At 62.9% G+C, this 24,545-nt stretch carries 27 protein-coding genes; 11 read left to right on the forward strand and 16 right to left on the reverse strand.

The annotated features are described in order from the left end of the window. Positions 1-125: 125 nt before the first annotated feature. Entirely contained in the window at positions 126-332 is a 207-nt protein-coding gene (locus IVA95_RS20990; protein WP_247512190.1) for a hypothetical protein, read from the forward strand. A 27-nt stretch (positions 333-359) separates the two neighbouring features. Continuing rightward, positions 360-611, forward strand: coding sequence for a hypothetical protein (locus IVA95_RS20995; RefSeq protein WP_028350150.1), 252 nt, complete (start codon positions 360-362; stop codon positions 609-611). Positions 612-754: 143 nt separating this feature from the next. Here the strand turns inward: IVA95_RS20995 and IVA95_RS21000 are convergent, their stop codons facing one another. Next, a complete protein-coding gene (locus IVA95_RS21000; RefSeq protein ID WP_247512191.1) occupies positions 755-1,438 on the reverse strand; it encodes a GGDEF domain-containing protein in 684 nt (227 codons plus the stop codon). A gap of 151 nt (positions 1,439-1,589) precedes the next feature. Between IVA95_RS21000 and purE the strand changes: the two genes are divergently transcribed. Both purE and IVA95_RS21010 read left to right on the forward strand, forming a co-directional pair. After that, the gene (gene purE / locus IVA95_RS21005; RefSeq protein ID WP_247512192.1) at positions 1,590-2,078 is read left to right on the forward strand and encodes a 5-(carboxyamino)imidazole ribonucleotide mutase; all 489 of its coding nucleotides are present in this window, start codon (positions 1,590-1,592) and stop codon (positions 2,076-2,078) included. Then, positions 2,075-3,178: a 5-(carboxyamino)imidazole ribonucleotide synthase gene (locus IVA95_RS21010; RefSeq protein ID WP_247512193.1), complete on the forward strand. Its 1,104-nt coding sequence runs from the start codon at positions 2,075-2,077 to the stop codon at positions 3,176-3,178. Before purE ends, IVA95_RS21010 begins: the two co-directional genes overlap by 4 nt. A gap of 120 nt (positions 3,179-3,298) precedes the next feature. Here the strand turns inward: IVA95_RS21010 and aqpZ are convergent, their stop codons facing one another. Next, entirely contained in the window at positions 3,299-4,021 is a 723-nt protein-coding gene (gene aqpZ, locus IVA95_RS21015; protein ID WP_213253282.1) for an aquaporin Z, read from the reverse strand. Between the two features lie 254 nt (positions 4,022-4,275). On the opposite strand from aqpZ, the gene rpsU reads away from it, so the two are divergent. Then, complete coding sequence (gene rpsU / locus IVA95_RS21020; protein WP_028350145.1) at positions 4,276-4,578, forward strand: 30S ribosomal protein S21; 303 nt, start codon at positions 4,276-4,278, stop codon at positions 4,576-4,578. Between the two features lie 208 nt (positions 4,579-4,786). Continuing rightward, complete coding sequence (locus tag IVA95_RS21025) at positions 4,787-5,431, forward strand: tetratricopeptide repeat protein (protein WP_247512194.1); 645 nt, start codon at positions 4,787-4,789, stop codon at positions 5,429-5,431. 330 nt (positions 5,432-5,761) lie between these two features. On the opposite strand, the gene IVA95_RS21030 is transcribed toward IVA95_RS21025, so the two are convergent. The 13 genes from IVA95_RS21030 to IVA95_RS21090 form a co-directional block, all read right to left on the reverse strand. Next, positions 5,762-6,823 carry a hypothetical protein gene (locus IVA95_RS21030; RefSeq protein WP_247512195.1) on the reverse strand — a complete coding sequence of 354 codons (1,062 nt, stop codon included), beginning with the start codon at positions 6,821-6,823 and terminating at the stop codon, positions 5,762-5,764. Positions 6,824-6,997: 174 nt separating this feature from the next. Then, complete coding sequence (locus IVA95_RS21035) at positions 6,998-7,282, reverse strand: cupin domain-containing protein (protein ID WP_247512196.1); 285 nt, start codon at positions 7,280-7,282, stop codon at positions 6,998-7,000. Between the two features lie 15 nt (positions 7,283-7,297). After that, the gene (locus tag IVA95_RS21040) at positions 7,298-8,395 is read right to left on the reverse strand and encodes an ionic transporter y4hA (RefSeq protein WP_247512197.1); all 1,098 of its coding nucleotides are present in this window, start codon (positions 8,393-8,395) and stop codon (positions 7,298-7,300) included. Next, positions 8,392-9,249 (reverse strand): alpha/beta hydrolase, encoded by an 858-nt coding sequence (locus tag IVA95_RS21045; protein WP_247512198.1) that lies wholly within the window; start codon positions 9,247-9,249, stop codon positions 8,392-8,394. The genes IVA95_RS21040 and IVA95_RS21045 overlap by 4 nt, the downstream gene beginning before the upstream one ends. An 18-nt stretch (positions 9,250-9,267) precedes the next feature. Further along, positions 9,268-10,665: an NAD(P)(+) transhydrogenase (Re/Si-specific) subunit beta gene (locus tag IVA95_RS21050; protein WP_247512199.1), complete on the reverse strand. Its 1,398-nt coding sequence runs from the start codon at positions 10,663-10,665 to the stop codon at positions 9,268-9,270. A 47-nt stretch (positions 10,666-10,712) separates the two neighbouring features. Further along, positions 10,713-11,030, reverse strand: coding sequence for a proton-translocating transhydrogenase family protein (locus tag IVA95_RS21055; protein WP_057851893.1), 318 nt, complete (start codon positions 11,028-11,030; stop codon positions 10,713-10,715). Between the two features lie 11 nt (positions 11,031-11,041). Continuing rightward, the gene (locus tag IVA95_RS21060; protein WP_247512200.1) at positions 11,042-12,169 is read right to left on the reverse strand and encodes a Re/Si-specific NAD(P)(+) transhydrogenase subunit alpha; all 1,128 of its coding nucleotides are present in this window, start codon (positions 12,167-12,169) and stop codon (positions 11,042-11,044) included. 134 nt (positions 12,170-12,303) lie between these two features. Further along, positions 12,304-12,456, reverse strand: coding sequence for an aa3-type cytochrome c oxidase subunit IV (locus tag IVA95_RS21065; RefSeq protein WP_213253275.1), 153 nt, complete (start codon positions 12,454-12,456; stop codon positions 12,304-12,306). A gap of 85 nt (positions 12,457-12,541) precedes the next feature. Further along, positions 12,542-12,928 (reverse strand): type II toxin-antitoxin system death-on-curing family toxin, encoded by a 387-nt coding sequence (locus tag IVA95_RS21070; RefSeq protein ID WP_247512201.1) that lies wholly within the window; start codon positions 12,926-12,928, stop codon positions 12,542-12,544. Further along, on the reverse strand, positions 12,925-13,197 hold the full coding sequence (locus tag IVA95_RS21075; RefSeq protein WP_247512202.1) for an AbrB/MazE/SpoVT family DNA-binding domain-containing protein: 273 nt from the start codon (positions 13,195-13,197) through the stop codon (positions 12,925-12,927). Before IVA95_RS21075 ends, IVA95_RS21070 begins: the two co-directional genes overlap by 4 nt. A gap of 142 nt (positions 13,198-13,339) precedes the next feature. Continuing rightward, positions 13,340-13,927, reverse strand: a complete 588-nt coding sequence (locus IVA95_RS21080; protein WP_247512203.1) for an intradiol ring-cleavage dioxygenase — start codon at positions 13,925-13,927, stop codon at positions 13,340-13,342. A gap of 95 nt (positions 13,928-14,022) precedes the next feature. After that, on the reverse strand, positions 14,023-15,849 hold the full coding sequence (locus IVA95_RS21085) for a M3 family oligoendopeptidase (RefSeq protein ID WP_247512233.1): 1,827 nt from the start codon (positions 15,847-15,849) through the stop codon (positions 14,023-14,025). A gap of 168 nt (positions 15,850-16,017) precedes the next feature. Then, positions 16,018-16,371 carry a hypothetical protein gene (locus tag IVA95_RS21090; RefSeq protein WP_247512204.1) on the reverse strand — a complete coding sequence of 118 codons (354 nt, stop codon included), beginning with the start codon at positions 16,369-16,371 and terminating at the stop codon, positions 16,018-16,020. Positions 16,372-16,778: 407 nt separating this feature from the next. Here IVA95_RS21090 and IVA95_RS21095 point away from each other — a divergent pair, with 407 nt between their 5' ends. From IVA95_RS21095 to IVA95_RS21115, 5 genes are all read left to right on the forward strand, one after another. Beyond that, positions 16,779-17,120 (forward strand): hypothetical protein, encoded by a 342-nt coding sequence (locus IVA95_RS21095; protein ID WP_247512205.1) that lies wholly within the window; start codon positions 16,779-16,781, stop codon positions 17,118-17,120. 117 nt (positions 17,121-17,237) lie between these two features. Further along, positions 17,238-17,882, forward strand: coding sequence for a TerC family protein (locus tag IVA95_RS21100; RefSeq protein ID WP_247512206.1), 645 nt, complete (start codon positions 17,238-17,240; stop codon positions 17,880-17,882). 101 nt (positions 17,883-17,983) lie between these two features. After that, entirely contained in the window at positions 17,984-19,483 is a 1,500-nt protein-coding gene (locus IVA95_RS21105; protein WP_247512207.1) for a sigma-54 dependent transcriptional regulator, read from the forward strand. Between the two features lie 366 nt (positions 19,484-19,849). Beyond that, the gene (locus IVA95_RS21110; protein WP_247512208.1) at positions 19,850-21,979 is read left to right on the forward strand and encodes a L,D-transpeptidase family protein; all 2,130 of its coding nucleotides are present in this window, start codon (positions 19,850-19,852) and stop codon (positions 21,977-21,979) included. A gap of 267 nt (positions 21,980-22,246) precedes the next feature. After that, on the forward strand, positions 22,247-23,863 hold the full coding sequence (locus IVA95_RS21115) for a DUF882 domain-containing protein (RefSeq protein WP_247512209.1): 1,617 nt from the start codon (positions 22,247-22,249) through the stop codon (positions 23,861-23,863). Between the two features lie 146 nt (positions 23,864-24,009). Here IVA95_RS21115 and IVA95_RS21120 read toward each other — a convergent pair whose 3' ends face one another. Next, positions 24,010-24,285, reverse strand: a complete 276-nt coding sequence (locus tag IVA95_RS21120) for a DUF2312 domain-containing protein (RefSeq protein WP_213253265.1) — start codon at positions 24,283-24,285, stop codon at positions 24,010-24,012. Between the last annotated feature and the right edge of the window lie 260 nt (positions 24,286-24,545).

A 24,545-nucleotide genomic window follows, 5' to 3' on the forward strand; every position in this document is an offset into this window, starting at 1 on the left:
CACGCCGTGGGCGACAGGCTTGCCGGGCGGCCAGCAAAAAAAGCCTGCGGCTGGCGGATGCGGCTTGACTCCACGAGAACAAAAAGAGAACATACCTTTCTGCCGCCAGCCTCGGGAGTCCAGCCATGTCCGCTACACCGCCCCTCTCCGACAACAGCCGTTACGAGCAGGCCTGCGATCAGGCCATTGCGATGTGCGACGGCAATCTGCGGTCGACCATCAAGGCGCTGATCATGGCGAACGAGTATCTGGAAATCGAACTGGAGGAGTTGCAGGCCGCGATAGCAGCCGGCTGTGTGCCGGCCAAACGTGCGAGTAGCAACGCGGCCTGATCTGGAGCGATCACACTGGAGAGATACATGGCCGATGTTACCTATTACGTCGCAATGCCATTCCTGCAGGACGATAGCGGCTCGCCGGTGGCGGGCGCCGCGGAAGAATGCCAGAGTCCGACCACCGCGTTGCGGCGCGCCGAGACGATGTCGCGGATGGCCGGCAGCATCGGCGCCGTTGCCTTCAGTCGCAGCGGCGATCCCATGATGGGTGAATTCGGCGACGCGAAACTGCTGCGCAAGTTCGGCAACGTGCCGGACGATCTCAGCGGGCTGTAGATCATCGAATTCGTAGGATGGGCAAAGCCAACGGGTCGCGCGAACGCGCGCCCGATGACAGGCTCCGCGTGCCCACCAACTTTCTTCCATGCTCGTCTGATGGTGGACACGGCGCGAAGCGCTCCTTTGCTCACTCTACGCCTTCACGACGCCTCATGCCGCCGCAGCGCCTTGCGCACATACATGGCGCTGTCGGCCGCTTCCAGCGCGCGGCCGGCATCAGAGTGGGTATCGAGCACCGAGACGCCCGCGGAGGCCCCCGCGGTAATGGTGCGGCCATCGAACTCGAAGCTGAGGCGATCGATCGCTTCCTCCAATGCGGCGGCCTTGGCTCTCGCATCGGTCTCGCTCAGATTCCACAGCAGCAGCGCAAACTCGTCGCCGCCGAGCCGGCCCACCATGTCGGAAGAGCGAACCTGCGCCAGCAGCGCCGCGACGATGGCCTTGAGTACCTGGTCGCCCGCAGCATGTCCGAAGGCGTCGTTGATCGGCTTCAGCCGATCAACGTCGAGCACGACCAGGGCGCCGCTGGCGCGATACCGCTTCATGTAGGCGATCGCGCGATTGAGCTCGCGCTCGAAACCGCGCCGGTTCGGGATGCCCAGCAGGAAGTCGGTGTCGGCGGAGGCCTGAAGTTCCTCGATCTGCGCCTGGGTCCGGGCCAGTTCCGCCTTCAGCCGGCGAATCGTCGCCTTGGTTTCGTTGGACGCTGCCGGCGGCCGGGATGCCGGTGGCGGTGATCGCCGCGGTGCGGATTTTCGCCCGGAAGCCGCGCTTTTGGGGCGTTTTCCGGCCCTGGAGGCGGTCGCCCTGGTTTTCTTCTTCATGGCCTTCCCTGTGCAGGCACGCTTATGAAGGCTTGCCGGGATTCACCAAGACAGGATAGTCCATTCCTGATCCCTTGCCACGCCTTGGATGAGCCCCGGGCCGACCTTATAATCGGCCTATGTTTCTGGATTCCCGAACAGAATTGACGAGATGACCGCACCGATCGCCATCATTATGGGCAGCCAGTCCGACTGGGAGACCATGCGCCATGCCGCCGAGACGCTGGCGGCGCTCGGGATCGGCTGCGAAAAGCGCGTCGTCTCGGCCCACCGGACCCCGGACCGGCTGTTCGCCTTCGCCAAGGGCGCCAAGGCCCAAGGTTTCAAGGTCATCATTGCCGGCGCCGGTGGCGCGGCGCACCTGCCCGGCATGGCGGCGGCGCTGACGGAACTCCCCGTGTTCGGCGTTCCCGTCGAATCCAAGGCGCTGTCGGGGATCGATTCGCTGTACTCGATCGTGCAGATGCCGGCCGGCGTTCCCGTCGGAACGCTGGCGATCGGCAAGGCCGGGGCCATCAACGCCGCGCTGCTCGCGGCGGCTGTACTCGCGCTGAACGATACCGCCCTCGCCACGCGGCTCTCTGCCTGGCGCAAGCAGCAGACGGATGCGGTCAAGGAGCGCCCGGAGGATTCGGCATGACGGCTTCGGGCAAGGTGAAGCTGAAGCCGGGCGACACCATCGGAATTCTCGGCGGCGGACAATTGGGCCGGATGCTGGCCATGGCGGCGGCGCGCCTCGGCTTCAAATGCCAGGTGTTTTCGCCGGACCCGGACTCGCCCGCATTCGACGTGGTGCTGAACGCAACCTGCGCCGAATATGCCGACGTCGAGGCGCTCGAGCTGTTCGCCAACGATGTCGACGTCATCACCTATGAATTCGAGAACGTGCCGGCCGCCACCGCCATGGTGCTGGCTGCGCGCCGTCCGGTATTGCCGGCGCAGAGAATCCTGGAGACCACGCAGGACCGGCTGATCGAGAAAAATTTCGTCAAGCGGCTCGGCATCGACACCGCCGACTATGCCGATGTGTCGTCGGCGGAAACCCTGCAGAGCGCCATTGCCCGCATCGGCCTTCCCGCCGTGATCAAGACCCGCCGTTTCGGCTATGACGGCAAGGGGCAGGCGATTATTCGTGAGGGCGACGACCCCATCCGCATTTGGGAAGAACTCGGCACCAAATCCGCGATCCTCGAAGCCTTCGTTCCCTTCGAGCGCGAGATCTCCGTGATCGCCGCGCGATCGGCGGATGGCCATGTCGAATGCTATGACGTCACCGAAAACGAGCATCGCGATCACATCCTGAAATTCTCGCGCGTGCCAGCCGCGATATCGGACGAGTTGGCAGCACAGGCGCGAGCCGTTGCCGAGAAGATCGCCCATGCGCTCGACTATGTCGGCGTGCTCGCGGTCGAGCTGTTCGTGGTTACCGGAAACGGCGGACCGCACGTGCTGGTCAACGAGATCGCGCCGCGGGTTCACAATTCCGGGCACTGGACGCTGGACGGCGCCTCGATCTCCCAGTTCGAGCAGCACATCCGGGCGATTGCCGGCTGGCCGCTCGGCAAGCCGGTTCGTCACGGCCAGGTCACCATGACCAATCTGATCGGCGACGATATCCTCGACTGTGAGCAATGGCTGACGGTTCCCGGCGCCACGGTTCATCTCTACGGCAAGGGCGCGCCGCGGCCGGGCCGCAAGATGGGCCATGTCACCGAGATTATGCCGGCGAGCAGGAAATAGTGCTTGTCGTGCTCCTCGCCTGGACCGTAACGCCAGGTGAGGTGAGTACGCACGTCAGACTCCGTGCGTCCCCGACTAATGGCGAGGAGCAGCCGCACCGCTATTGAGCGCGTTTGCAGATCAGGCCGTCTTCAAGCCTTCGACGACGCCGGCCGGCTCCTCGCTGAGCCAGCGATAGATCGCGCCGCCGAGCGCACCGCCGATCAAGGGTGCAACCCAGAACAGCCAAAGCTGCGCCAGCGCCCAGCCGCCGACGAACAGCGCGGGCCCGGTGCTGCGCGCGGGATTCACCGACGTGTTGGTGACGGGGATGCTGACGAGATGGATCATCACCAGCGCCAATCCGATGGCGAGCGGCGCAAAGCCGGCAGGCGCCTTGCCGTGGGTGGCGCCCATGATGATGAACAGGAACATCATGGTCATCACGACTTCGGTGATGAAGCAAGCCACCAAGCTGTACTGACCGGGCGAATGCGCGTCATAGCCGTTGGCGGCAAAGCCCTTGGCTAGATCGAAGCCGGGCGCGCCGCTTGCGATCGCATAGAGTAGCGCCGCGGCAGCGACAGCACCGATCACCTGTGCGATCACGTAAGGAACGATCTGCTGCGCCGGAAACCGTCCGCCGGCGGCCAGCCCGATGGTAACGGCGGGATTGAGATGGCAGCCGGAGATGTGGCCGATCGCATAGGCCATGGTCACGACGCTCAGGCCGAATGCCAGGGACACACCGACCAGGCCTATACCGACCTGCGGGAAACCGGCGGCGATGACCGCACTGCCGCATCCCGCAAAAGTGAGCCAAAACGTGCCGATCGCTTCAGCGGTATATTTTTTGGTATTCATGCTCGCCTCCCGCATGTTTTTGCACTGCTGGATGCTAGGCAGGTCCCGTGAAGGGCTCGTTATTTGAGGAAACGGGCTGGTCGCGGCCGAATCTAGCCGATTTTCGCAGCTTTCCGGGGCCGGAAGCCGCCTTCTCAGGTAGACATTTACGGATTTGTCTGCTACATGCCCGCGCTCAGGGTTGAGGATCAGGCGTTTCGCCGGCCCTTCGCTTTACCAGAATTCCTATCCGATCAATTGAAAGAGGATGCCGCGTGCAGGTTCTCGTCCGCGATAACAATGTCGATCAAGCCCTCAAGGCGCTGAAGAAGAAGATGCAGCGCGAGGGCATCTTCCGCGAGATGAAGCTCCGCGGCCATTACGAAAAGCCGTCCGAGAAGAAGGCCCGTGAAAAGGCCGAAGCCGTGCGCCGCGCGCGCAAGCTGGCCCGCAAGAAGCTGCAGCGTGAAGGCTTGCTGCCGATGAAGCCCAAGCCGGTGTTCGGCGCCGGTCCCGGTGGCGACCGTGGTGGCGCTGGCGGCCGTGGCCCGGGTGCAGGTCCGCGCGGACCGCGCTAAGCACTTCGTTAGATTTGAATGAAAAACGCGGGCCTTGGGTCCGCGTTTTGTTTTTCGCGATCTTGTTCCTCGGAATTCGGGCGCGCCGGAAAATCGGCGCTCTCAACAACCCACATCGCCGTCGACGCCGTTGCGGCCATTTTGACCGATGCATTTTGCGAGCCATCGGGTTACCTATGCCATGTTCGACGCGCGAGTATTCCGCTGCATGGCCGTTATCGATTGCAATGCCCTTCCCTGCGCTTCGCGCTTCACGGCCGCATCGGTCGCGTTGCTCGCGATCGTTCTCGGCCTGCCCCTCGGCGGCTGTTCGTTCGACCTGGGATCGTGGGGATCGGACAAGGAAAAGCCACAGGCCGTCGAGCAGAAACCGACCGGCACGATCAGCGGACAAAGCGTCAGCGACGCCCAAGGCCACGCAACGCGCGGGCAGACGCTCGCTAAATCCGGCAAGACCGAGGAAGCGCTCGCGGAATTCGAGCGCGCGCTCGCACTCGATCCCTACAATGTGCAGGCGCTGTACGGCCGCGGCCTGATCCATCAGGCCGATAAGCAGCATGAGCAGGCGATCGCCGATTTCACCGCGGCCAATGGCCTGACGCCGCAACGGGTCGAGCCGTTGCTGGCGCGGGCGACCAGCTACCTCGCCATCGACAAGGCGAAGGAAGCCGCGTCCGATCTCGACGAGGCGGTGCAGGCCGATCCCAACAGCGCGCAAGCCTGGTCGGCACGCGGCGTCACCTATGAGCGCCTGGGCGACAAGGCCAAAGCGTTCACATCCTACGGCCGTGCGCTGGCGCTCCGGCCCAAGGATGACGCCGCGCGAAGTGGGCTCGCGCGCACCGGCGGCTAGACTAGAGCGCGATGATTTTTGCTTAGATCGACTTGGCCGCAGACGCACTTCACCTCTCCCGCTTGCGGGGTCGAGACGAGCGAAGCTCGCTCTTAGGTCGGCGCGAAGCGCCGGGTGGGGGCTCTCTCCACTCGGGCAGAGTCGCCTGCGGAGACACCCCCACCCCAGCCCTCCCCCGCAAGCGGGAGAGGGAGCGCACCTTCTTCGTGGCGCAATCGGATTTGATTGGATCGGGATCTCGCTGCGCATGACTTGATGCGCTTTCCCGCGCGCCAAGCAAAAGCCCCCGGATCAGGTCCGAGGGCATGCTTTCGCTCGAAATGCTATCCGCTATTTCGGCAGCACCGCGTGGAAGATCGACTTGGCGGTCGACAGCGCGTCCTCAGCAGCCGCCGTGGCGCGTTCACGCACGGAAGGCTCCGCAACTTCGGCACGCAGATCGAGCGGGCGCGAGACCGGAATTTCGGCGGGCGGAGTTGGGCGGTTCGGATCGACCGCCTCGGCATAGGGTGGCCGCGCCGGCGCCGGCGAAGAAGCCTGACCATGGGGTTCGCCGGCCGGCGTACCCGAGATCATGATTGGCGGCGGCAGCGGACGAAGCGCGGGCGCATTCACGGCGGCAGGCGCATTCGCGGCAGTCGGTGCATTCGCGACTCTTGGTGCCTCGGGAGCGCGGGCCACTTCCGGGGCGCGCGGCGAGGTTTCGCGCAGGCGCTCGATCGCGGCACGCGCCAGATCGTTGGCGTCGCGGCGTTCATCCGGCGCAGCCGCCGGCTCGGTCGGGGCGGCCGGTGCAGCCGCCGCAACCGGAGCGGCCGAGGACGTCACGGGCTGCACGGGCGACGGCAGCACGACCCGAATCTTTTCCTTTTCGCGCGGTGCCGCTGCATGTCGGCGCTGGTCATCGGCCGGGACTTCGGCCGACTTCACCTCGGGCTTGTTGTCGGAAGACTTGGTATCGGACGACTTGGTATCAGAAGACTTGGCACCGGCGGACTTGACCTCAGCGGACTTGGCATCGGCCGACTTGGCATCGGCTTTGGCGTCAGCCTTGGCTTCGGTCTTTTCCTGCGCCTTCTCGGCGACCGCCGGCCGTTCAGCCGCGGTCTTCTCCATGATGGCCTTCTCGGAGATTCCCCTCGCCTTGACGCCCGCGGCGGGCAGATTGCTGGCAGTGGTGTCGCCCGACTTGGTGTCGGACGCCGTCTTGGCTTCGGATTTGGCTTCGGCCTTGTCGTCCGCCTTGGGATTGGCTGTTGACGCCGCAGCGGCAGCCGGCGCGTCCGCGGCGGGCTTGGTTACGATGTAGTGATTGACGATGTACGCCCCGATGACGGTCGCAGCCACCGAGGGGAAGATGTCCACCGCAAATTTCTTGAGGTAATTCAGCATTCCGGCCACTCCCCGCGGCCCTTTTATTGCTGGAACTTTGAGGCACATTGAGGGATCAAGTGCGACGGATCGATGGCAATTCAGCAGTTCCTGTGCAGGTGCAGCGACGCCCGCCCAACCGCTACGGTTCCCCATCGGCGCGGCACCGCAATCAAGGTGGAACCCTAGCGAGGGTCAGGGCTTCAGCTCGACCTCCAGAAACACAATCTCGCTTGCCGACTCGTTCAGCACGTCGTGCTGCACGCCGGCTTTCCGGAAATAGGACTTGCCGGCCGCGAGCTGCGCCTTGGTGCGTTCGCCGTTCGGCGCCACAATCGTCATTTCACCCGAGGTCACCGGCACGATCACATAGTCCATTTCATGCGTGTGATGTCCGGTGGCACTGCCGGGCGCCAGCCGCCATTCGGTGACGCGGACTTCTGATGTGTCGACCTGAACGTCGGATTTCGCGGCAAGCATTTCACTCTTCTCCGATTACGGCACGAACACCATAAACACGAACACAGCAAACACCACCATATGCACCAGTCCGAACAGGATGTTGGTGCGGCCGGTGCCGAAGGTGAGAATGCTCAGGAAGAACGTGAGCAACAGCAACACCATGCCCTGACCGTTGAGCCCGAGCACAAGTTCCTTGTCGAGCACGTAGGTGGCCAGGCCGACGGCGGGAATAGTTAGCCCGATGGTCGCCAGCGATGATCCGAGCGCGAGATTGATGCTCTTCTGCAGATCGTTATTGCGCGCAGCTGCGATAGCGGTGACCCCCTCCGGGAGCAGGATGAGGATCGCGACCAGCACGCCGGCGAACGCCGGTGGGGCGCCGATCATCGCGGTCACGACGTCGACCACCACCGAAAATTTCTTCGCCAGAAGCACCACGGCGAGTAGGGAGATAAGCAGCAGCGCGACGCTGAGCGCCAGCATCCGGTTCGACAGGGATGAGGTTTTGGTGGCAGCACCGCCGCCTTCCTTGATGAAATAATCACTGTGCCGGATCGTCTGGGTATAAAGGAACACGCCGTAGAGCATGAGCGTGACCAGGTCCACAAAGCCAAGCTGCGCCGCCGAATAGATCGGCCCCGGCGCCGTCAGCGTATAATTGGGCATGATCAGCGTAATCGTCGAGAGCACGAACAGCACGCTGAGATAAAGGTTGGCACCGGAGACCTGGAAATCCTGCTCGCGGTAGCGCAGGCCCCCGATAAAGATACACAGGCCGACGAGGCCGTTGCACACGATCATCACCACCGCAAACACGGTGTCGCGCGCCAGCGCCGGCTGCGGCTTTTCGCCGAGCATGATGGTCGCAATCAACGCGACCTCGATGATGGTGACGGCAAGCGTCAACAGCAGCGTGCCGTAGGGTTCGCCGATTCGCTCGGCGATCACTTCGGCATGATGCACGGCTGCGAACACGGTGCCGAACAGGATCGCCAGCAGAGCGGCCGCGAACAAAAACCCGCCAACTGACGGCGTAAAGTTGAGCCCGAAGCCGGTGGCCGCGGCAAACAGCAGCATCGCCAGCGCCGGGAATATCCAGGCCGATCGTGGCATCGGTCCATGTGCGCTCATGTTCCCAACCGGTTCGTGGACGGAAGATAGGCCCGTCCATGCAGCGACCACCCCTTCGCAAGATTGATGAAATTCCGCGCGATTTCAATCGCGCCGAAATTGTCCAGATCGTTGTGACCTCCCCGGGCGAGGCGGACAAACCGTTTCGGCTCATTCGCCAGCGCGAACAGCCGTTCGCCAAAAGCAACGGGTATCGTGGGATCGAGCGCGCCATGCATCACAAGCAGCGGAACCCTGATCCGCGCGATGTGCTGGTCGGAGTGAAACCGATCACGCATGAATAGCCGCACCGGCGCGAACCAGAACGCCGACGCGGCGACGTCCACAATGGAAGTATAAGGCGATTCCAGGATCAGCTTTCCGACCGGCTGTTCGCCTGCCAGCACCACTGCAACGCCGGTACCAAGCGAGAATCCCCATGCAACGATTTTGTCCGGGCTGTATCGCGCTGCCGTGAAGGCATAGGCCGCCGCAGCATCCTGCAGCAATCCCTGCTCGCTCGGTCGCCCGCTCGAACCGGCATAGCCACGATAGGACAGCGCGACGATCCCTATCCCGTCGGCGATCAAGCCGCGAAAGCGGCCGAAGAAGCCGGCGAGATAATCGCCATTGCCGTGGAAATAAAGGACGACCGGACGTCCAGGCCTGGCCGGAACATGCCAGACGATGACCTTTTCGCCGTCGGCTGTGACGAGGACATGTTCTTCAGCTTCCGGAAAGCCCGCTGCTTGCGGCGGCGTGCGCACGCCCGTCGGGACAGGAAACAGCACGGCGCGCTGCGCGAAGAACAGCGCGAGCAGACCACAGATATAACCCGCCGAAACGATGATCAGTAGCCATTTCAGCCCGGTCATGAACTTCCTGCGATCGCGTTACATCCCCTTGACGATGTTCTCGGTGACCTTCTTGGCGTCACCAAGGAGCATCATGGTGTTATCGCGGTAGAATAGCGGATTGTCGATGCCGGCATAGCCCGATGCCAGCGAGCGCTTGATGAACATCACGGTACCGGCCTTCCAGACCTGCAGCACCGGCATGCCGTAGATCGGCGAGGTCTTGTCTTCTTCCGCGGCCGGGTTGGTGACGTCGTTGGCGCCGATCACGAAGGCGATATCAGCCTGGGCGAATTCGGAGTTGATGTCCTCGAGCTCGAACACCTCGTCATAGGGCACATTGGCTTCCGCAAGCAGCACGTTCATGTGGCCGGGCATGCGGCCCGCGACCGGGTGAATCGCGTACTTCACCTCGACGCCTTCCTTCTTGAGCATGTCGGCCATTTCGCGCAGCGCGTGCTGGGCCTGCGCCACCGCCATGCCGTAGCCGGGGACGATGATGACCTTGGAGGCGTTCTTCATGATGAAGGCGGCGTCGTCGGCCGAGCCGAGCTTTGCTGGCTTCTGTTCACCGCTGCCGCCGCCAGCGGCCGCGGTCTCGCCGCCGAAGCCGCCGAGGATGACCGAGATGAACGAGCGGTTCATCGCGTGGCACATGATGTAAGACAGGATGGCGCCCGAGGAGCCGACCAGCGCGCCGGTGATGATCAGCGCGGAATTGCCGAGCGTAAATCCGATGCCGGCCGCGGCCCACCCCGAATAGGAGTTCAGCATCGAGATCACGACCGGCATGTCGGCGCCGCCGATCGGGATGATCATGAGCACGCCCAGCACCAGCGCGATGATGGTGATCAGCCAGAAGTCGAGCGCGCTGCCGGATCGCACCAGTCCGAAAATGAAGAACACCAGCGCCAGCGCGAGCGCGATGTTGATGATGTGCCGGCCGGGCAGGATGATCGGCGCACCGCTCATGCGCGCGGAAAGCTTCAGGAACGCGATCACGGAGCCGGTGAAGGTCAGCGCGCCGATGGCGACGCCGAGCGACATCTCGATCAGGCTCGAGGCGTGAATGGCGCCAGGCTTGCCGATGTCGAAGGCTTCGGGCGCGTAGAACGCACCGGCGGCGACCAGCACAGCGGCCATACCGACCAGCGAGTGGAAGGCCGCGACCAGCTCCGGCATCGACGTCATCGGCACCCGCCGCGCGATCACAGCGCCGATGCCGGCGCCGATGGCGATGCCGAGCACGACCAGTAGCCAAGCCACGCCGTCAGCCGGCGGATGGCTCGCGAGCGTCGTGCCGATCGCGATCGCCATACCGATCATGCCGAACAAATTGCCCTGTCGTGACGTCGCGGGGCTGGACAGTCCGCGCAGCGACAGGATGAAGAGCACGCCCGCCACGAGATACAGCAGTGCAGCCAGATTGGCGTTCATCTCAGGTCCCCATTGTCTTCGTCACCCGCGAGGTGCACGCCGTCATTTCACTTGGCCTTCTTCTTGTACATCGCCAGCATGCGCTGGGTGACAAGGAAGCCGCCGAAGATATTCACACAGGCAAAGATCAGCGCGATGAAGCCGAAGCCGCGTGCCCAGCCGCTGCCGCTCGAGATCATCGGCACGCCGACCGCTAGCAGCGCGCCGACCACGATCACCGAGGAGATCGCGTTCGTCACCGACATCAAAGGCGTATGCAGCGCCGGCGTCACCGACCAGACCACGAAGTAGCCGACGAATACGGCGAGGACAAAAATCGACAGCCGGAACACAAAGGGATCGACGGCTTGAGCGATATGCTCCATGGCTTCTCTCCTTAGGCTTTCGGCTGGAAGTTCGGATGGATGACGGCGCCGTCTTTGGTCAGCGCGGTGGCTTTCACCAGTTCGTCGTCCCAATTGACCGCGAGCGCCTTGTTCGCCTTGTCGACCAGCGTCTCGATGAACGAGAACAGGTTGCGGGCGTAAAGGCTCGAGGCCGATTGCGCCACGCGGCCGGCGACATTGGTATAGCCGACGATCTTGATGCCATCGACATCTACGACCTCGCCCGCCTTCGCGCCTTCGACGTTGCCACCGCGCTCGACCGCGAGATCGACCAGCACTGAACCAGGCTTCATCGATTTGACCATCTCGGCGCTGACGAGCATTGGCGCGGGGCGGCCCGGGATCAGCGCGGTCGTGATCACGATGTCCTGCTTCTTGACGTGCTCGGCGGTGAGTGCGGCCTGCTTTGCCTGATATTCCTTCGACATTTCCTTGGCGTAGCCGCCGGCGGTCTGGGCGTTCTTGAACTCCTCGTCCTCGACCGCGAGGAATTTGGCGCCGAGCGATTCGACCTGTTCTTTCGTGGCCGGACGCACGTCGGTTGCGGTAACGACGGCACCGAGCCGGCGCGCTGTCGCAATTGCCTGCAGGCCGGCAACGCCGACGCCCATCACAAATACCTTGGCTGCGGGCACGGTGCCGGCCGCCGTCATCATCATCGGGAACGCGCGGCCAAAGGACTCGGCCGCCTCGATCACCGCGCGATAGCCGGCGAGATTTGCCTGCGAGGACAGCACATCCATCACTTGCGCGCGCGTAATGCGCGGCATCAACTCCATCGCAAACGCCGAGACGCCGGCCTCCGCGATCGTCTTCAGCGCCGCTTCATTGCCGTAAGGGTCCATGATGGCGATCACGAGCGCGCCGCGCTTGTACTTCGCAAGTTCGCTGGCCTCGGGCCGCTTCACCTTGATGATGATGTCGGCGTCCTTCAACGCGTCCGCGCTGACGGTGGCGCCGACGGCGGTGAATTCGGAATCCGGCAGGCCCGACTTGATGCCCGCGCCCGGTTCGATCGCGACTTCGGCGCCCAGCGCCTTGAACTTCTTGATAGTATCCGGGGAAGCGGCAACCCGCGGTTCGGACGGATCGATTTCCTTGGCAACGGCAATTTTCATGAGGCCTCCCCGGCGCGGCGGGCGCGCGCAAGCAAACTAGCGTCTTTTTCGCTTAGTTGGATACCGGTTTCACAACCGGCATGCGTGCGAATTTTCTGGCCACCGCCGGGGCCGGCGGTGCAGTCAGCGACGCGTCAGGTCAGGAAATAGCCCATCAGGGCGACAATGATTACGACGGCGATGGTGCCGTATTTGACCAGCATGATGAACCCTTCATAGGTCTGCTCATGGGCCGCATAGTCGTTGCCCTCAGCGGTCGTGTACGCCACTTCGTTATGGTCTGCCATCGGTATCCCCAGTCAAAATCCGCGTTTCTCGCGTGCAATTACCGCAAAGCGTTTGGGAGGGCAACGGCCCCCCTTGCCTATCGGGTCATTCGGAAGGCCAATTGTCCCGGATCCAGCGGGCCAGGCTTTCTTCGCTGACCTCGCCCGCGGCGAGGGAGAGGATGATGGCAGCCGCCTCCGCTCCGGGCACAATGAAGTCGATGCCGTTGACGCCCAGAAAGGTGTAGAGCGCCAGCAACGACATTCGCTTGTTGCCGTCAACGAACGGATGATTGCGTGCGATGCCGAACGCATATGCTGCAGCCAACTCGGCCAGTTCGGGCTTCTCGTAAGCCCACCTGTTTTTCGGTCGATCGAGTGCAGATTCAAGCATGCCCTCGTCGCGCAATCCACTTGCACCGCCGTGTATCGTGAGTTGCTCGTCGTGAATTGCAACGATCATCTGGCGGGTAAGCCAGAACGGCTCGATCATTTGGCAAGCTCAGCCAACGCGTTGTGATAGCGCTTCATGCCGCGCCGGGCGACTTCCATCGCCTTCTCGAAATCCGGGTCATGGGGGGTTAGCCGAAAACCGCCATCGGGCGTGAGAGTCGCATAGAGCTTATCGCCGACACTGACATGCATCCGAGCAAGCACATCCTTCGGCAGGATGATCCCCGAGGAATTACCAATCTTTTTGATTTCGACGGTTCCGATCACCTGGCCGCGGGGATCGGGCGCAACTTTCGATTGTTCGCTCATGGCCAAGCTCCGTTATACAAAACGTATAACATTGCCCGCCGCTCCGTTCAACAGATGTTTTACATCCCCACGTTTCTTGGTCGGCGTCTGTTTTCGGCCCGTCCGCTTCAGGACCCGCCCTCGGCCGGAGGCTGGGCCGCCCCTAAGCAAGCACGAAGTCGAAACGCCCGGCGAGCCAGCCCGCGTTCTTGGTCGTGCGCATCAGCAATTCCTTGCGAAACAGGCCGTCGGTACGGTTCAGCGATTCGCCCGGGAAATAGAGCTGGGTCGTCAGCACGCGGCCGCCGCGCGGCTGCACCTTTACGTGGATATGACGCGTACGGCCGAGATAGGCGCCGGGAACGACGCTGCGCAACCGGTAACGCCCTTCCGCATCGGAGAACTGGTGACCGCGCAGGCGAAAACCGGAATTGTCATATCGGCCCTTGTCGTCGGCCTGCCAAAAATCCAGCAAGGCTCCGGCGATCGGTTTGCAGGCGCGGGTAAGAACGAAGCCGACCAGTTCGATCGGCTGTCCCGCCATGCCTTCTTCAATCAGCTCGACGCGCTCGGGCGAGGACGGCTTGAAGAACGGCCCTTCGGTCTGCGCCACTGTCGCGGCGTCGCCGTCATGGCATTCGGGCGTAAGGGCAAGCGAGGCCTCAGCAACGCTGGTGTCGATCGTGAGCAGGGAACCGGCCGCGAAGACTCCCGCTCCAAGCACCGCGCGCCTTGTCGGGGTGTCGATCATGGGGCACTCCCCTCCTGTCGCCGCCATCATGGCCGGCGACGGCGGCCGAAAGTGTGTCGGCGTCCATCACAATTCCGTTTCGTGCCCGCGGCCGATCAGCCCATCGCTTCAAGTTCGTCGATCATGCCTGCGATAACCGACAGCCCGCCATCCCAGAATTTGGGATCCTTGGCATCGAGGCCGAACGGCTTGAGCAACTCGGAATAATGCTTCGTGCCGCCGGCTGCGAGCATGGCGAGATAGCGCTCGGCAAAGCCTTCGGAAGCGTTCTCGTAGACCGCGTAAAGCGAGTTCACCAGGCAATCGCCGAACGCATAGGCGTAGACGTAGAACGGCGAATGGATGAAGTGCGGAATGTACATCCAGAAATTCTCGTAGCCCGGACGGATGTCGATGGCCGGCCCGAGGCTTTCACCCTGCACGCTGAGCCAGATCTGGCCGATGCGCTCGGCGGTCAGTTCGCCGTTCTTGCGCTCGGTGTGCAAGGCGCGCTCGAACGAATAGAACGCGATCTGCCGCACCACGGTATTGATCATGTCCTCGACCTTGCCGGCAAGCAGCGCCTGGCGCTGCTTGGCGTTTTTGGTCTGCGACAATAGCCGCTTGAAGGTCAGCATTTCGCCGAACACGCTTGCCGTCTCCGCAAGCGTGAGCGGCGTCGGCGCCATCAGCGCGCCGTTCTTCGCGGCCAGCACCTGGTGCACGCCATGGCCGAGCTCATGCGCCAGCGTCATCACGTCGCGCGGCTTGCCCTGGTAGTTCATAAGCACGTAAGGGTGCGCGGAGGGCGTGGTCGGGTGCGAGAACGCGCCCGGCACCTTGCCCGGGCGCACCGGCGCATCAATCCAGCGGTCGGTGAAGAAACGTTCCGCGATCGCCGCCATCTCGGTGGAGAAGCCGCGATAGGCCGTCAGCACCATCTTCTGCGCCTCGGGCCAGGCGATCGTGCCGGCCGCCGCGAACGGCAGCGGCGCATTGCGGTCCCAATGCGCGAGCTTCTTCTTTTTGAACCAGCCGGCTTTCAGATTGTAGTAGCGGTGCGACAGCCGCGGATAAGCTGCGCGAACCGAGCCGACCAGCGCATCGACGACCTCGCGTTCGACGCGGTTATTCAGGTGGCGCGAATCCGCAACGTCCTGGAAACCACGCCAGCGATCGGAAATTTCCTTGTCCTTGGCGAGCGTGTTGGTGATGAGGGCAAAGGTCCGCTCATTATCCTTGAACGTTTTCGCCAGCGCCTGCGCGGCGGCCTTGCGCTTTTCCGGCGCGCGGTCCTGCAGCAGATTGAGCGTCGGCTCGATCGCGAGCTCCTTGGTCCCGACCTTGAAACGCAGGCCGGAGATGGTCTGGTCGAACAGCCGATTCCAGGCGGCATAGCCGCTCTGGGATTTTTCGTGAAACAACTGCTCGACGCGATCCTCTAACTGATACGGCTTGTCCTTGCGCAGATCCTCGATCCACGGCCGGTAAAGTCCGAGCTCAGGTGTCTGCATTGCGCCTTCGATCACGGCGTCTTCGATGCGGTTGAGTTCGAGCGCGAAGAACAAGAGGTGCAGCGAGGCCGCCGTCAGCCGCTCGGAGACGTCGCCGTAGAATTTGGAAATCACGGGATCGACGCTGTCGCCGGCATGAACGAGGCCAGCATAGGAGCCGAGCCGGCCGGCCAAATCGTCAATCGCCTCGTAGCGCCTGACCGCCTCCGCCAGCCAAAGACCGCCGTCGTCCCGGGCAACGCCTTCCGCCAGCTTGCCTTTGTAGTCCGTTTCAAACGCGACGCAGTCGGTATCCATCTTCTGGAGGTCGCGCGCGATTTCAGGCGCGTCGATGCCGGAATAAAGATCGGCGAGGTTCCATTCCGGCAATTTGCCGGTTTTGGCTTTGGCTGCGTTCGCCTTGCTTCCCTTGGCGGGCTTACGGGACATCTTGACGGCTCGGGAGATCGCAGATTTTGCGCTCATGACACTTTCAAAATTGAGAGGTGATCAGGAAACTGGGCGAGGGATCAGACGAAAGCCGAAAGCTGCGGTGCCAATTGGACAAGCAACTCCTCGCTTTCGGTGAGCATCGGCTCGATCCTTTCGTGCATCACGCTACGGATCGCGCACCACAACACGATCACGCGTACCATAAGCCACGACGTGCTCGGGACTGCCGCGCGCGTGCAGAACGACCAGATCGAGATTTCGGTGCTCGAAGAGCAGCCGCCCCAATCCATCCTCGAGAATATACCGTCCGCCGATCCGCGACACGGACAACTCGCAAGCCTGATCCGGAAGCGGTCCCAACAGGTAGAACTGGGGATCGCGCTTCTCCGTCATGCCGGTTTCCCATTGGCGTCTGGTGCCCGGCGTAAGCGCTGCATCCAGAGCCGCGACAATGGTGCTGAGCTCTCGCTCGCTCCACTCGCCCGCATTCTCTTTGCGCTCGAACGCAACCACGCTCATGTGCTTTCCGCTCCGAACAGCAGCCGGTGCAATTCCGGTTCGTAATACCTTAACAGATGCCTCGCGAAGGCGGCCGGTTCAAGACCCAATTCGCTGGCCCACGCCCCCATAATTTCAGTTGGAACGGGGCTCAACCCGTTTTCGACCTGTGAGATGAACGTGTAATATTTCAGGCTGAGGCGAGCAGCGAGGGTCCGCCTGCGACAATTCGGCATCCGCCCTTCGCTGCTTCAGCCAATCCCCGGCCAATTTCCGCAACTGCTTGGCTTCCGGCGCAGCCTTGCCCGGCAGCCGTTCAGCGAAACCGCCTTGATGTTTTCCTCGTTTCATGATTACTAAACTAGCAAAACCGAATACCGGGACCGGTGAAGTTCCTACCACAATCTCAGCTCGCGAATAAGATTCCGATGGCCTTTTTGGACCGCAGTCAGATTGCCCGAACGAACGATCGAGCACCTGCGGCTCGTGGCAAGGAGTTGTTTGCCGGCATTCTGATCGTGGCGCTGATTGCGACCTTCGGTATCCGGAACGTAGTGCCGGCGGATGCGCTGGCGCCCGCGATCGTCTCCCTGCTCTTTGGCGTTGCCGCACTGACGGCCGGCTTCGCGCTGCTCTGCCGGCGCGATCGCTACCGCATCATGTCGTTCGAGCTCGCCGGCAGCCTGACGTTCATCGGCGTCGTCCTCTCGGTTCTGATCGAGCCGGACCAGATGATCAGACTTTTCACCCTCTCGCATCAACCAGAGTAACGAGAAGAATCTGCGCAGTTTGACTGCGACGTTTTTTACGCGCGTCCAAGCCCGGGCCCCTCTGGCAGTTCAAGCGAACTGCGATGTCGGATTGGACCAATTCACGGAGTGGCCCGCATGCTAGAATCAATCTCCTCAGAAGCCCTGACAGCGTTTTTCCAGGTCGTGATGATCGACTTGGTGCTCGCCGGTGACAATGCGATCGTCATCGGGCTTGCAGCCGCTGGACTGCCCGAGGCCCAGCGCCGGAAGGCGATTGTAATAGGCATATTGGCCGCCACGGCGCTGCGGATCGGCTTCGCCTCCATCACCGTCCAATTGCTGCAGATCATAGGATTGTTGCTCGCCGGCGGCATTCTTCTGCTTTGGGTGTGCTGGAAGATGTGGCGCGAGTTGCGGACATCGCATCATCATGAAGCGAAATTGAATGACCTGTCGGCTGCCGGGACGGTCGATGCATCCGCCCCAGCGGGTCATCAAAAGACGCTTGGCCAGGCGATCTGGCAGATCACGCTCGCCGACGTGTCGATGTCGCTCGACAACGTGCTCGCCGTCGCGGGCGCAGCGCGCGAGCATCCGATGATTCTGATATTCGGTTTGGCACTTTCCATTGCGCTGATGGGGCTCGCCGCCAACTTCATCGCGCGGCTATTGGAAAAGCAGCGCTGGATTGCCTATGTCGGCCTCGCCATCATACTCTATGTGGCTCTCGACATGTGCTATCGCGGCGCGCTCGAAGTGTGGCCGCACCTCAACGTCTAGCCGCTTCTCAACAAGGCCGTTTTCAACGTTTAAGAGAACGTTAATCGGCATCGGCGAAATTGCCCCGATTCGGTACAATACAGTAGCGTGCGGGGAGAGCCATGGCTGCGACCATTTTGATTGCCGACGACGACGCCGTGCAGCGCCGTTTGGTTGAGAACATGGTGCAGAAGTGCGGCTATGAGCCTCTCGTCGTCGATAGCGGCGATGCGGCCGTGGCCCTGCTGACCGCTCCGGATGCGCAGGCGATCGACGCGGTCGTGCTCGACCTCGTCATGCCCGGCCTCGACGGGCTCGGCGTGCTCGCAAAAATGCGTGAAGCAGGCCTGAGCATCCCCGTCGTCGTGCAGACCGCGCATGGCGGCATCGACAACGTGGTTTCGGCGATGCGCGCCGGCGCGCAGGATTTCGTGGTCAAGCCGGTCGGCTTCGAACGGCTGCAAGTATCGCTGCGCAACGCGCTCAACACCTCAGCACTCAAAGGCGAACTGCAGCGCATCCGTCACAGCCGCGAAGGACGGCTGACCTTTGCCGATATCATCACCCGCAGCGAAACCATGGCAGCCGTGCTGCGCACCGCGCAGAAGGCGGCAGCTTCCAGCATTCCTGTTCTGATCGAGGGCGAATCCGGCGTTGGCAAGGAATTGTTCGCTCGCGCCATTCACGGTTCCGGTGAACGCAAGGCAAAACCCTTCGTCGCGGTCAATTGCGGCGCCATTCCCGACAATCTCGTGGAATCGATCCTGTTCGGTCACGAGAAGGGCGCGTTCACCGGCGCCACCGAACGGCACATGGGCAAGTTCGTCGAAGCTTCCGGCGGCACGCTGTTTCTCGATGAGATCGGCGAGCTCCCGCTCGCGGCGCAGGTAAAGCTTTTGCGCGCGCTGCAGGAAGGAACCGTCGAGGCGGTCGGGGGCCGCAAGCCGGTGAAGGTCGACGTCCGCATCATTTCCGCGACCAACCGCAAGCTGCTCGACCTCGTGAAGAGCGGCGCGTTCCGCGAGGACCTGTTCTACCGGCTGCACGTGCTGCCGGTGACCATCCCACCGCTGCGGATGCGGCGCGAAGACATCCCGCATCTGTTGCGGCATTTCCTGGCGCGTTTTGCCGCCGAGGAGAACCGCACCATCACCGGCATCAACGGCGAGGCCGTAGCCCATCTCGCGCAGCTTGATTGGCCCGGCAACATCCGCCAGCTCGAAAACACGGTGTACCGCGCCGTCGTCATGAGCGAGAGCGATCAACTCGGCCTGTCTGATTTCCCGCAGGCTATCGGCCATGCCGTGCCGGACGGCCAGTTAGCGCCCAGCGAACCGTTGGTCGTCGCGCCGTCGACGGCGCCTGCAATGGTATCGGGTAGCGAAATACCAATTGCCCCCCTCGCCACTGCCGGCAGCCTTTCGATGCTGACCACCACCGGCGAGGTGCGGCCGCTCGAAGACATGGAAAACGAAATCATCCGTTTCGCGATCTCGCATTATCGCGGCCAGATGTCGGAAGTCGCGCGCCGGCTCAAGATCGGTCGTTCCACACTCTATCGTAAGCTCGATGAAGCTGCCGCCAGCGGCTCGGCCGAAGGCGGCGCGCAGGACGCAAACTGAGGCGCGAACTGAGCGAGCGGTCGCCCCGCGCGATTATGGCGGCCGCATGGCAAAGATCGTGGCGAACCAACGACATCGACCATTCGGAAGCTTTTGAACCGTGGCTTGGCGGTGACAGACAAATGGTGGGGAGCGTGGCAAAACCGCGCTACTCGAATGCAAACGGGTAGTTTGAGGTCAGTTTGTCGTGAGTTGTCCCGCATGGCGCTGGCTGCATGAAAGGGGCACATGTATCGTCTGCGTTGAATCGTGGCGTGCAGGCGTACGACAGAGAAACCGATCCAGGCCGGCGCTTTCCCGCGCAAGCTATGAACGATGCCAACGACTGTTCCATGACGGGGCAGTTTCGCCCAAGGGGGTGTGACGATGCGTGACTGTTCGATGAATCGTGCAGGATTTGACCGCGTGCTGATGGCCGTCGCGGCAACCTTCCTCACGGTGTCAGCGACCTCAGCGCTGGCGGCCCAGTCGACGACGCCGCGCACCAGCGCTGCCGAGCTCGCGATCGACGCAGCAATCCCCCGTCCTGAACCGGCCAACGTCCCGCCTCCGACCATCGGCGACTTCAAGATGGATTCCACTGCCTCGGTGCCTGACGCAACCAAGGCAATCGACAAGCCGGCCGAGCCGAGCCCAGCGGCAAAGGCCGACGAGCCCAAGCCGGCCGAGACCATTACTGCGCCTGCAGCCAACGAGGCCACGATCGCTGCACCTCCGGCTGCGACAGCCACCGCGCCCGTCGCCGAACCTGCCAAGGAGCCGGTGAAGGTCAGCACCGTCGCACCGGCCGACCAGCCGGTCGCGGACCGGTTGCGCGACATGCTCGGCGCCAAATCGCTGCGCTATTTCGACCGCAAGAACGAGCGCGCTGCCGTCGAGAAGTTCTACTCGACGCGGGACTATGCGCCGCAATGGACCCAAGCCGGCAAATTGACCGACAGCGGCAAGGGCGTAATCGCCCGCCTGAGGGACGCCGCCGCCGAGGGCCTCAATCCGGCCGACTATCCGGTACCGGATTTTGCCGCCGCCACTTCGCCGGACCAGCTCGCCGAAGCCGAACTGAAACTGACCGCGAGCATGCTCGACTATGCGCGACACGCCCAGAGCGGCCGGATGCACTGGTCGCAGGTCGCTGGCGACATCCTGTACCCCGAGCACCCGACCGACCCGGCCGAAGTGCTCGCCAACATCTCGACCGCCAAGGATGCTTCCGCGGCGCTCGACGGCTACAATCCGCCGCACAAGCTCTACAAGGACCTGAAGGCCAAGCTCGCCGAGCTGCGCGGCCAGGGCGATGGACCGATGATCCACATCGCCGAAGGTCCGGCGCTGGCTTACAAGGCGGCTACCAAGAAGCAGGGTGAGGTCGCGCCGGAAGACCCGCGCGTGCCGCAACTGCGCGCCAAGCTCGGCATTGCCGAGAATCCCGATGGCACGCATTACGACGCCAAGGTTGCCGCCGCCGTGCGCAAATTCCAGGAGAGCGTCGATCTGAAGCCGACCGGCGTACTTGACGACCGTACCGTCAAGGCTATCAACAGCCCGAAGCGCGACCGGCAGATCGACATCGTTCTCGTCAATCTGGAGCGCCTGCGCTGGCTGCCGCGCCAACTCGGCGCTGCCTCGCTCGGCAATGCCTATGTCATTCTCAATGTGCCCGACTTCACGCTGAAGGTGATGCAGAACGGGGCCCCGGTGTGGACCACGCGCGTGGTGACCGGAAAGCCGGGCAAGCACGCCACGCCGATGCTGACGGAGACGATGAAGTTCATCACCGTCAACCCGACCTGGAACGTGCCGCCGTCGATCATCTACAACGAATACCTGCCTGCCCTGCAGCAGGATCCAACCGTGCTGGATCGCATGGGTCTGAGGCTCGAGCGGCGCCGCGACGGCAGCATCCACATTTCGCAGCCGCCCGGTGAAGCCAATGCGCTCGGGCGTATCCGCTTCAACTTCCCGAACAAGTTCCTGGTCTATCAGCACGACACCCCGGACAAGCATCTGTTCGCAAAGGAAGAGCGTGCGTTCAGCCATGGCTGCATGCGGGTGCAGAACCCGGACCAATACGCCGCGACTCTGCTCGGCATCGTTATGCCGAACGACCGCTACACCCCGGAAAGAATCCGCAGCATGTACGGCCGCAGCGAGATCGACCTGAAATTCCCGACTCCCATACCGGTACACATCACCTACCAGACCGCGTTCGTGGATGACGCCGGCAAGTTGCAGTTTCGCAAGGACGTCTATGGCCGCGACGCCACGATGATCGCGCTGCTCAAGAACAACCGCAATCGGGACCTGGAGGTCATGGTCTCCCATGCCCAGCCGAATTATTCGCGCCCCAGGGATGCTTTGCCGGCCGGCGTCAACTTCGCCAGTGACAACACCTTTTCCTCCGGCCCGTCATTCTTCGAGCGCCTGTTCGGCGGTCCGTCACCCATGACGCCGCCGGCTCCGGTCGGCCGGCGACCGCAACCGCGGTTCACCCGGTAATCCGGAGCACTACGGCCCGAGGGCAGAATTTCGGAACAAAATCAACAATCTCTCCTCGCCGGAGAGATTGTTTATGTTAACCAATATCCATCCCGGATTCGGCACCGGGCGCTTTTTCGCCACAGTCCACGCGTTAGGTTAAGGCTTGCTTGGGGGCAGGACGGTAAACCTCGGTTAACCGTCCTGCTTTAAGAAAGCGTTCACCGTCTTTTGCCGGGGGTCTGCAAAAGAACACCGTGAACGCTCGTCGACTGGGTGGGCTCATACGTGCTGGCTGGTTTCGCGCGCCAATTCAATCCGCTTGCTCTGCCAAAAGCCGGATATCGGATCGGCCTGACGTCGCTTTTGCTGCTGGCCGGCGCCGGCACGGTGCATGATGCGACGGCGCTGAACGAAACCCGCACCCTTTCCTTCCACCACACCCATTCCGGCGAAGATCTCACCGTCACCTTCAAGCGCGACGGGCGCTACGACGAAGAGGCGCTGAAGAAACTCAATCACTTGCTTCGCGACTGGCGCAGCCAGGAATCCACCACGATGGATCGGCACCTGTTCGATATCATCTGGGAAGTCTACCGCGACGTCGACGGCAAGAAGCCGATCCAGATCATCTCCGCCTATCGCTCCCCCGCCACCAACTCCATGCTCCGCCGCCGCTCCTCCGGCGTGGCGCGTTTCAGCCAGCACATGCTCGGCCACGCCATGGACTTCTACATCCCGGACGTGCCGCTGGAGCAGATCCGCGCCGCCGGCCTCCGCTTGCAGCGTGGCGGCGTCGGCTTCTACCCGACCTCCGGATCGCCTTTCGTCCACCTCGATACCGGCAGCGTTCGTCACTGGCCGCGCATGACCCACGATCAGTTGGCCAGGATATTCCCGGATGGACGCACGGTGCACCTGCCATCCAATGGCGGTCCGATGAAGGGCTATGAACTGGCCCGCGCCGACATCGAACGCCGCGGCAACGGCAACGACGCCGCGACTATCAAGTTGCCGAACCTATTCGCGGCCCTGTTCAGGGGCGGCAAGTCGACCGAAGAGGATGACGAGGGCGGCAGCGCGCCCGTCAAGAACGAGAAGCCTGCACCGACCAGCGTGGCTGCTGTGAAATCCGCCGAGCCGGTCCCGACCCCGCGCGCAAAGCCGATCGGTGCGACGATCCAGCTTGCCTCGGCCGACGCCCAGATCGTGTCGGCGCCCAAAGCCAGAGCTGAGCCCAAGCCTGAGACGAAGCAGGTTGCGCAGGCGTCCGCCGACAAGGCCGAGCCGAAGCCGCAAACGCCGGCCGATATCATCAATTCCCGCGGCTTCTGGGACGATGTACCGACGGCGCCGAACCAGGCAACCCCCGCGCAGGTCGCGGCCCTGCGCGCCCGCCAGGCGCTCGCCGCGGCCACCGATCCGCAGCCGACCGCCAGCGTCAGCGACGCCTTCAACAAGGCAATGGCCTATGCGCCGGCCGCTTCTTCGCCGGTCGATCGCTCCAACGTCGTCGCCGCCTCCGCGCCGATCCCGCGTCCTGCCCGTCCGGCGCGCTATGCCGGTGCTGCATCGACCGAAATCAACACCGTGGTCGCCAAAGGCACCCAGGGTCAGGACAGCGTGGTCGCGACCTCGACCCGCCTTGCCGCCGCACAGGGCAACAATATCTGGATGCGGGTGGTGATGCTGGCGCCGAGTGCCAGCAGCGCGATGTCGACGACCGTACTCGGCGACACCGAGATGACCCAGATGCGCGCCTATTTCGTCAAGCCGCAGGCCGCGATCTCCATGACCTTCTCGGAAGATCCAATGATGGGCATGACCTGCGACCGCTTCACGGGATCGGCCACCGCGCAACTGCCGACGCAGTCGTTCGTGCTGCGCACCGCCGCGCTGCGCTAACGTTCACTGTTTCCGCACACTCGACAGTAGCCCGGATGGAGCGCAGCGCAATCCGGGATCACTCGGCCGTATTGCGCGATGATCCGGTTGTGCAATGATCCCGGATTTCGCTTCGCTCCATCCGGGCTACGTACTGCGCTCAACCTTCACAGCATCCCGAGCGCCTGCATGTAGGTTTCCAAAATGGTTTCCTGCTCGGCGCGCTCATTGGCATCCTGCTTGCGCATCCGCACGATGGTGCGCAGCGCCTTGGTGTCGTAGCCATTGCCCTTGGCTTCGGCATAGACGTCACGGATGTCGTCGGAGATCGTCTTCTTCTCTTCTTCCAGACGCTCGATGCGCTCGATGATGGCCTTGAGCTGGTCTTTGGCGAATCTTGTCGCGGGCTCGTCTTGGACGGCTGCAGCGGCGGAGGTGGCCATCGGATACTCCTGAATGGAACTGACGGTGATGCTGAAAGATCAAGCGCCGCACGCGTTACCGCACGGCGCTTTTGCAAAATGACCCTCAAGATCAGGGGGCGTTGCGTCAAGGCAGCATCGCGCTCATCCACAGCGCGCCCACAGGAGATGAGGGCACTCTGTTGCCACGTCATGGCCGGGCTTGACCCGGCCATCCACGTCTTCCTTGCGAAGCTGCCAAGACGTGGATGCCCGGGGTAAGCTCGGGCATGACGGAGAAC

This window comes from Bradyrhizobium sp. 157 (assembly GCF_023073815.1).
In the GTDB taxonomy this organism is placed as follows: Bacteria; Pseudomonadota; Alphaproteobacteria; order Rhizobiales; family Xanthobacteraceae; genus Bradyrhizobium.

What these genes read in the sequence shown, in the direction of transcription:
- aqpZ (WP_213253282.1), bottom strand. Translation starts at nt 4,021, where the DNA reads ATGAATACCAAAAAATATACCGCTGAAGCGATCGGCACGTTTTGGCTC.
- IVA95_RS21035 (WP_247512196.1), bottom strand. Translation starts at nt 7,282, where the DNA reads ATGCTTGCCGCGAAATCCGACGTTCAGGTCGACACATCAGAAGTCCGC.
- IVA95_RS21070 (WP_247512201.1), bottom strand. Translation starts at nt 12,928, where the DNA reads ATGATCGAGCCGTTCTGGCTTACCCGCCAGATGATCGTTGCAATTCAC.
- IVA95_RS20990 (WP_247512190.1), top strand. Translation starts at nt 126, where the DNA reads ATGTCCGCTACACCGCCCCTCTCCGACAACAGCCGTTACGAGCAGGCC.
- purE (WP_247512192.1), top strand. Translation starts at nt 1,590, where the DNA reads ATGACCGCACCGATCGCCATCATTATGGGCAGCCAGTCCGACTGGGAG.
- IVA95_RS21085 (WP_247512233.1), bottom strand. Translation starts at nt 15,849, where the DNA reads ATGTCCCGTAAGCCCGCCAAGGGAAGCAAGGCGAACGCAGCCAAAGCC.
- IVA95_RS21100 (WP_247512206.1), top strand. Translation starts at nt 17,238, where the DNA reads ATGCTAGAATCAATCTCCTCAGAAGCCCTGACAGCGTTTTTCCAGGTC.
- IVA95_RS21065 (WP_213253275.1), bottom strand. Translation starts at nt 12,456, where the DNA reads ATGGCAGACCATAACGAAGTGGCGTACACGACCGCTGAGGGCAACGAC.
- IVA95_RS21075 (WP_247512202.1), bottom strand. Translation starts at nt 13,197, where the DNA reads ATGAGCGAACAATCGAAAGTTGCGCCCGATCCCCGCGGCCAGGTGATC.
- IVA95_RS21105 (WP_247512207.1), top strand. Translation starts at nt 17,984, where the DNA reads ATGGCTGCGACCATTTTGATTGCCGACGACGACGCCGTGCAGCGCCGT.
- IVA95_RS21060 (WP_247512200.1), bottom strand. Translation starts at nt 12,169, where the DNA reads ATGAAAATTGCCGTTGCCAAGGAAATCGATCCGTCCGAACCGCGGGTT.
- IVA95_RS20995 (WP_028350150.1), top strand. Translation starts at nt 360, where the DNA reads ATGGCCGATGTTACCTATTACGTCGCAATGCCATTCCTGCAGGACGAT.
- IVA95_RS21045 (WP_247512198.1), bottom strand. Translation starts at nt 9,249, where the DNA reads ATGACCGGGCTGAAATGGCTACTGATCATCGTTTCGGCGGGTTATATC.
- IVA95_RS21090 (WP_247512204.1), bottom strand. Translation starts at nt 16,371, where the DNA reads ATGAGCGTGGTTGCGTTCGAGCGCAAAGAGAATGCGGGCGAGTGGAGC.
- IVA95_RS21095 (WP_247512205.1), top strand. Translation starts at nt 16,779, where the DNA reads ATGGCCTTTTTGGACCGCAGTCAGATTGCCCGAACGAACGATCGAGCA.
- IVA95_RS21000 (WP_247512191.1), bottom strand. Translation starts at nt 1,438, where the DNA reads ATGAAGAAGAAAACCAGGGCGACCGCCTCCAGGGCCGGAAAACGCCCC.
- IVA95_RS21025 (WP_247512194.1), top strand. Translation starts at nt 4,787, where the DNA reads ATGGCCGTTATCGATTGCAATGCCCTTCCCTGCGCTTCGCGCTTCACG.
- IVA95_RS21120 (WP_213253265.1), bottom strand. Translation starts at nt 24,285, where the DNA reads ATGGCCACCTCCGCCGCTGCAGCCGTCCAAGACGAGCCCGCGACAAGA.
- IVA95_RS21080 (WP_247512203.1), bottom strand. Translation starts at nt 13,927, where the DNA reads ATGATCGACACCCCGACAAGGCGCGCGGTGCTTGGAGCGGGAGTCTTC.
- IVA95_RS21010 (WP_247512193.1), top strand. Translation starts at nt 2,075, where the DNA reads ATGACGGCTTCGGGCAAGGTGAAGCTGAAGCCGGGCGACACCATCGGA.
- IVA95_RS21050 (WP_247512199.1), bottom strand. Translation starts at nt 10,665, where the DNA reads ATGAACGCCAATCTGGCTGCACTGCTGTATCTCGTGGCGGGCGTGCTC.
- IVA95_RS21030 (WP_247512195.1), bottom strand. Translation starts at nt 6,823, where the DNA reads ATGCTGAATTACCTCAAGAAATTTGCGGTGGACATCTTCCCCTCGGTG.
- IVA95_RS21110 (WP_247512208.1), top strand. Translation starts at nt 19,850, where the DNA reads ATGCGTGACTGTTCGATGAATCGTGCAGGATTTGACCGCGTGCTGATG.
- IVA95_RS21055 (WP_057851893.1), bottom strand. Translation starts at nt 11,030, where the DNA reads ATGGAGCATATCGCTCAAGCCGTCGATCCCTTTGTGTTCCGGCTGTCG.
- IVA95_RS21040 (WP_247512197.1), bottom strand. Translation starts at nt 8,395, where the DNA reads ATGAGCGCACATGGACCGATGCCACGATCGGCCTGGATATTCCCGGCG.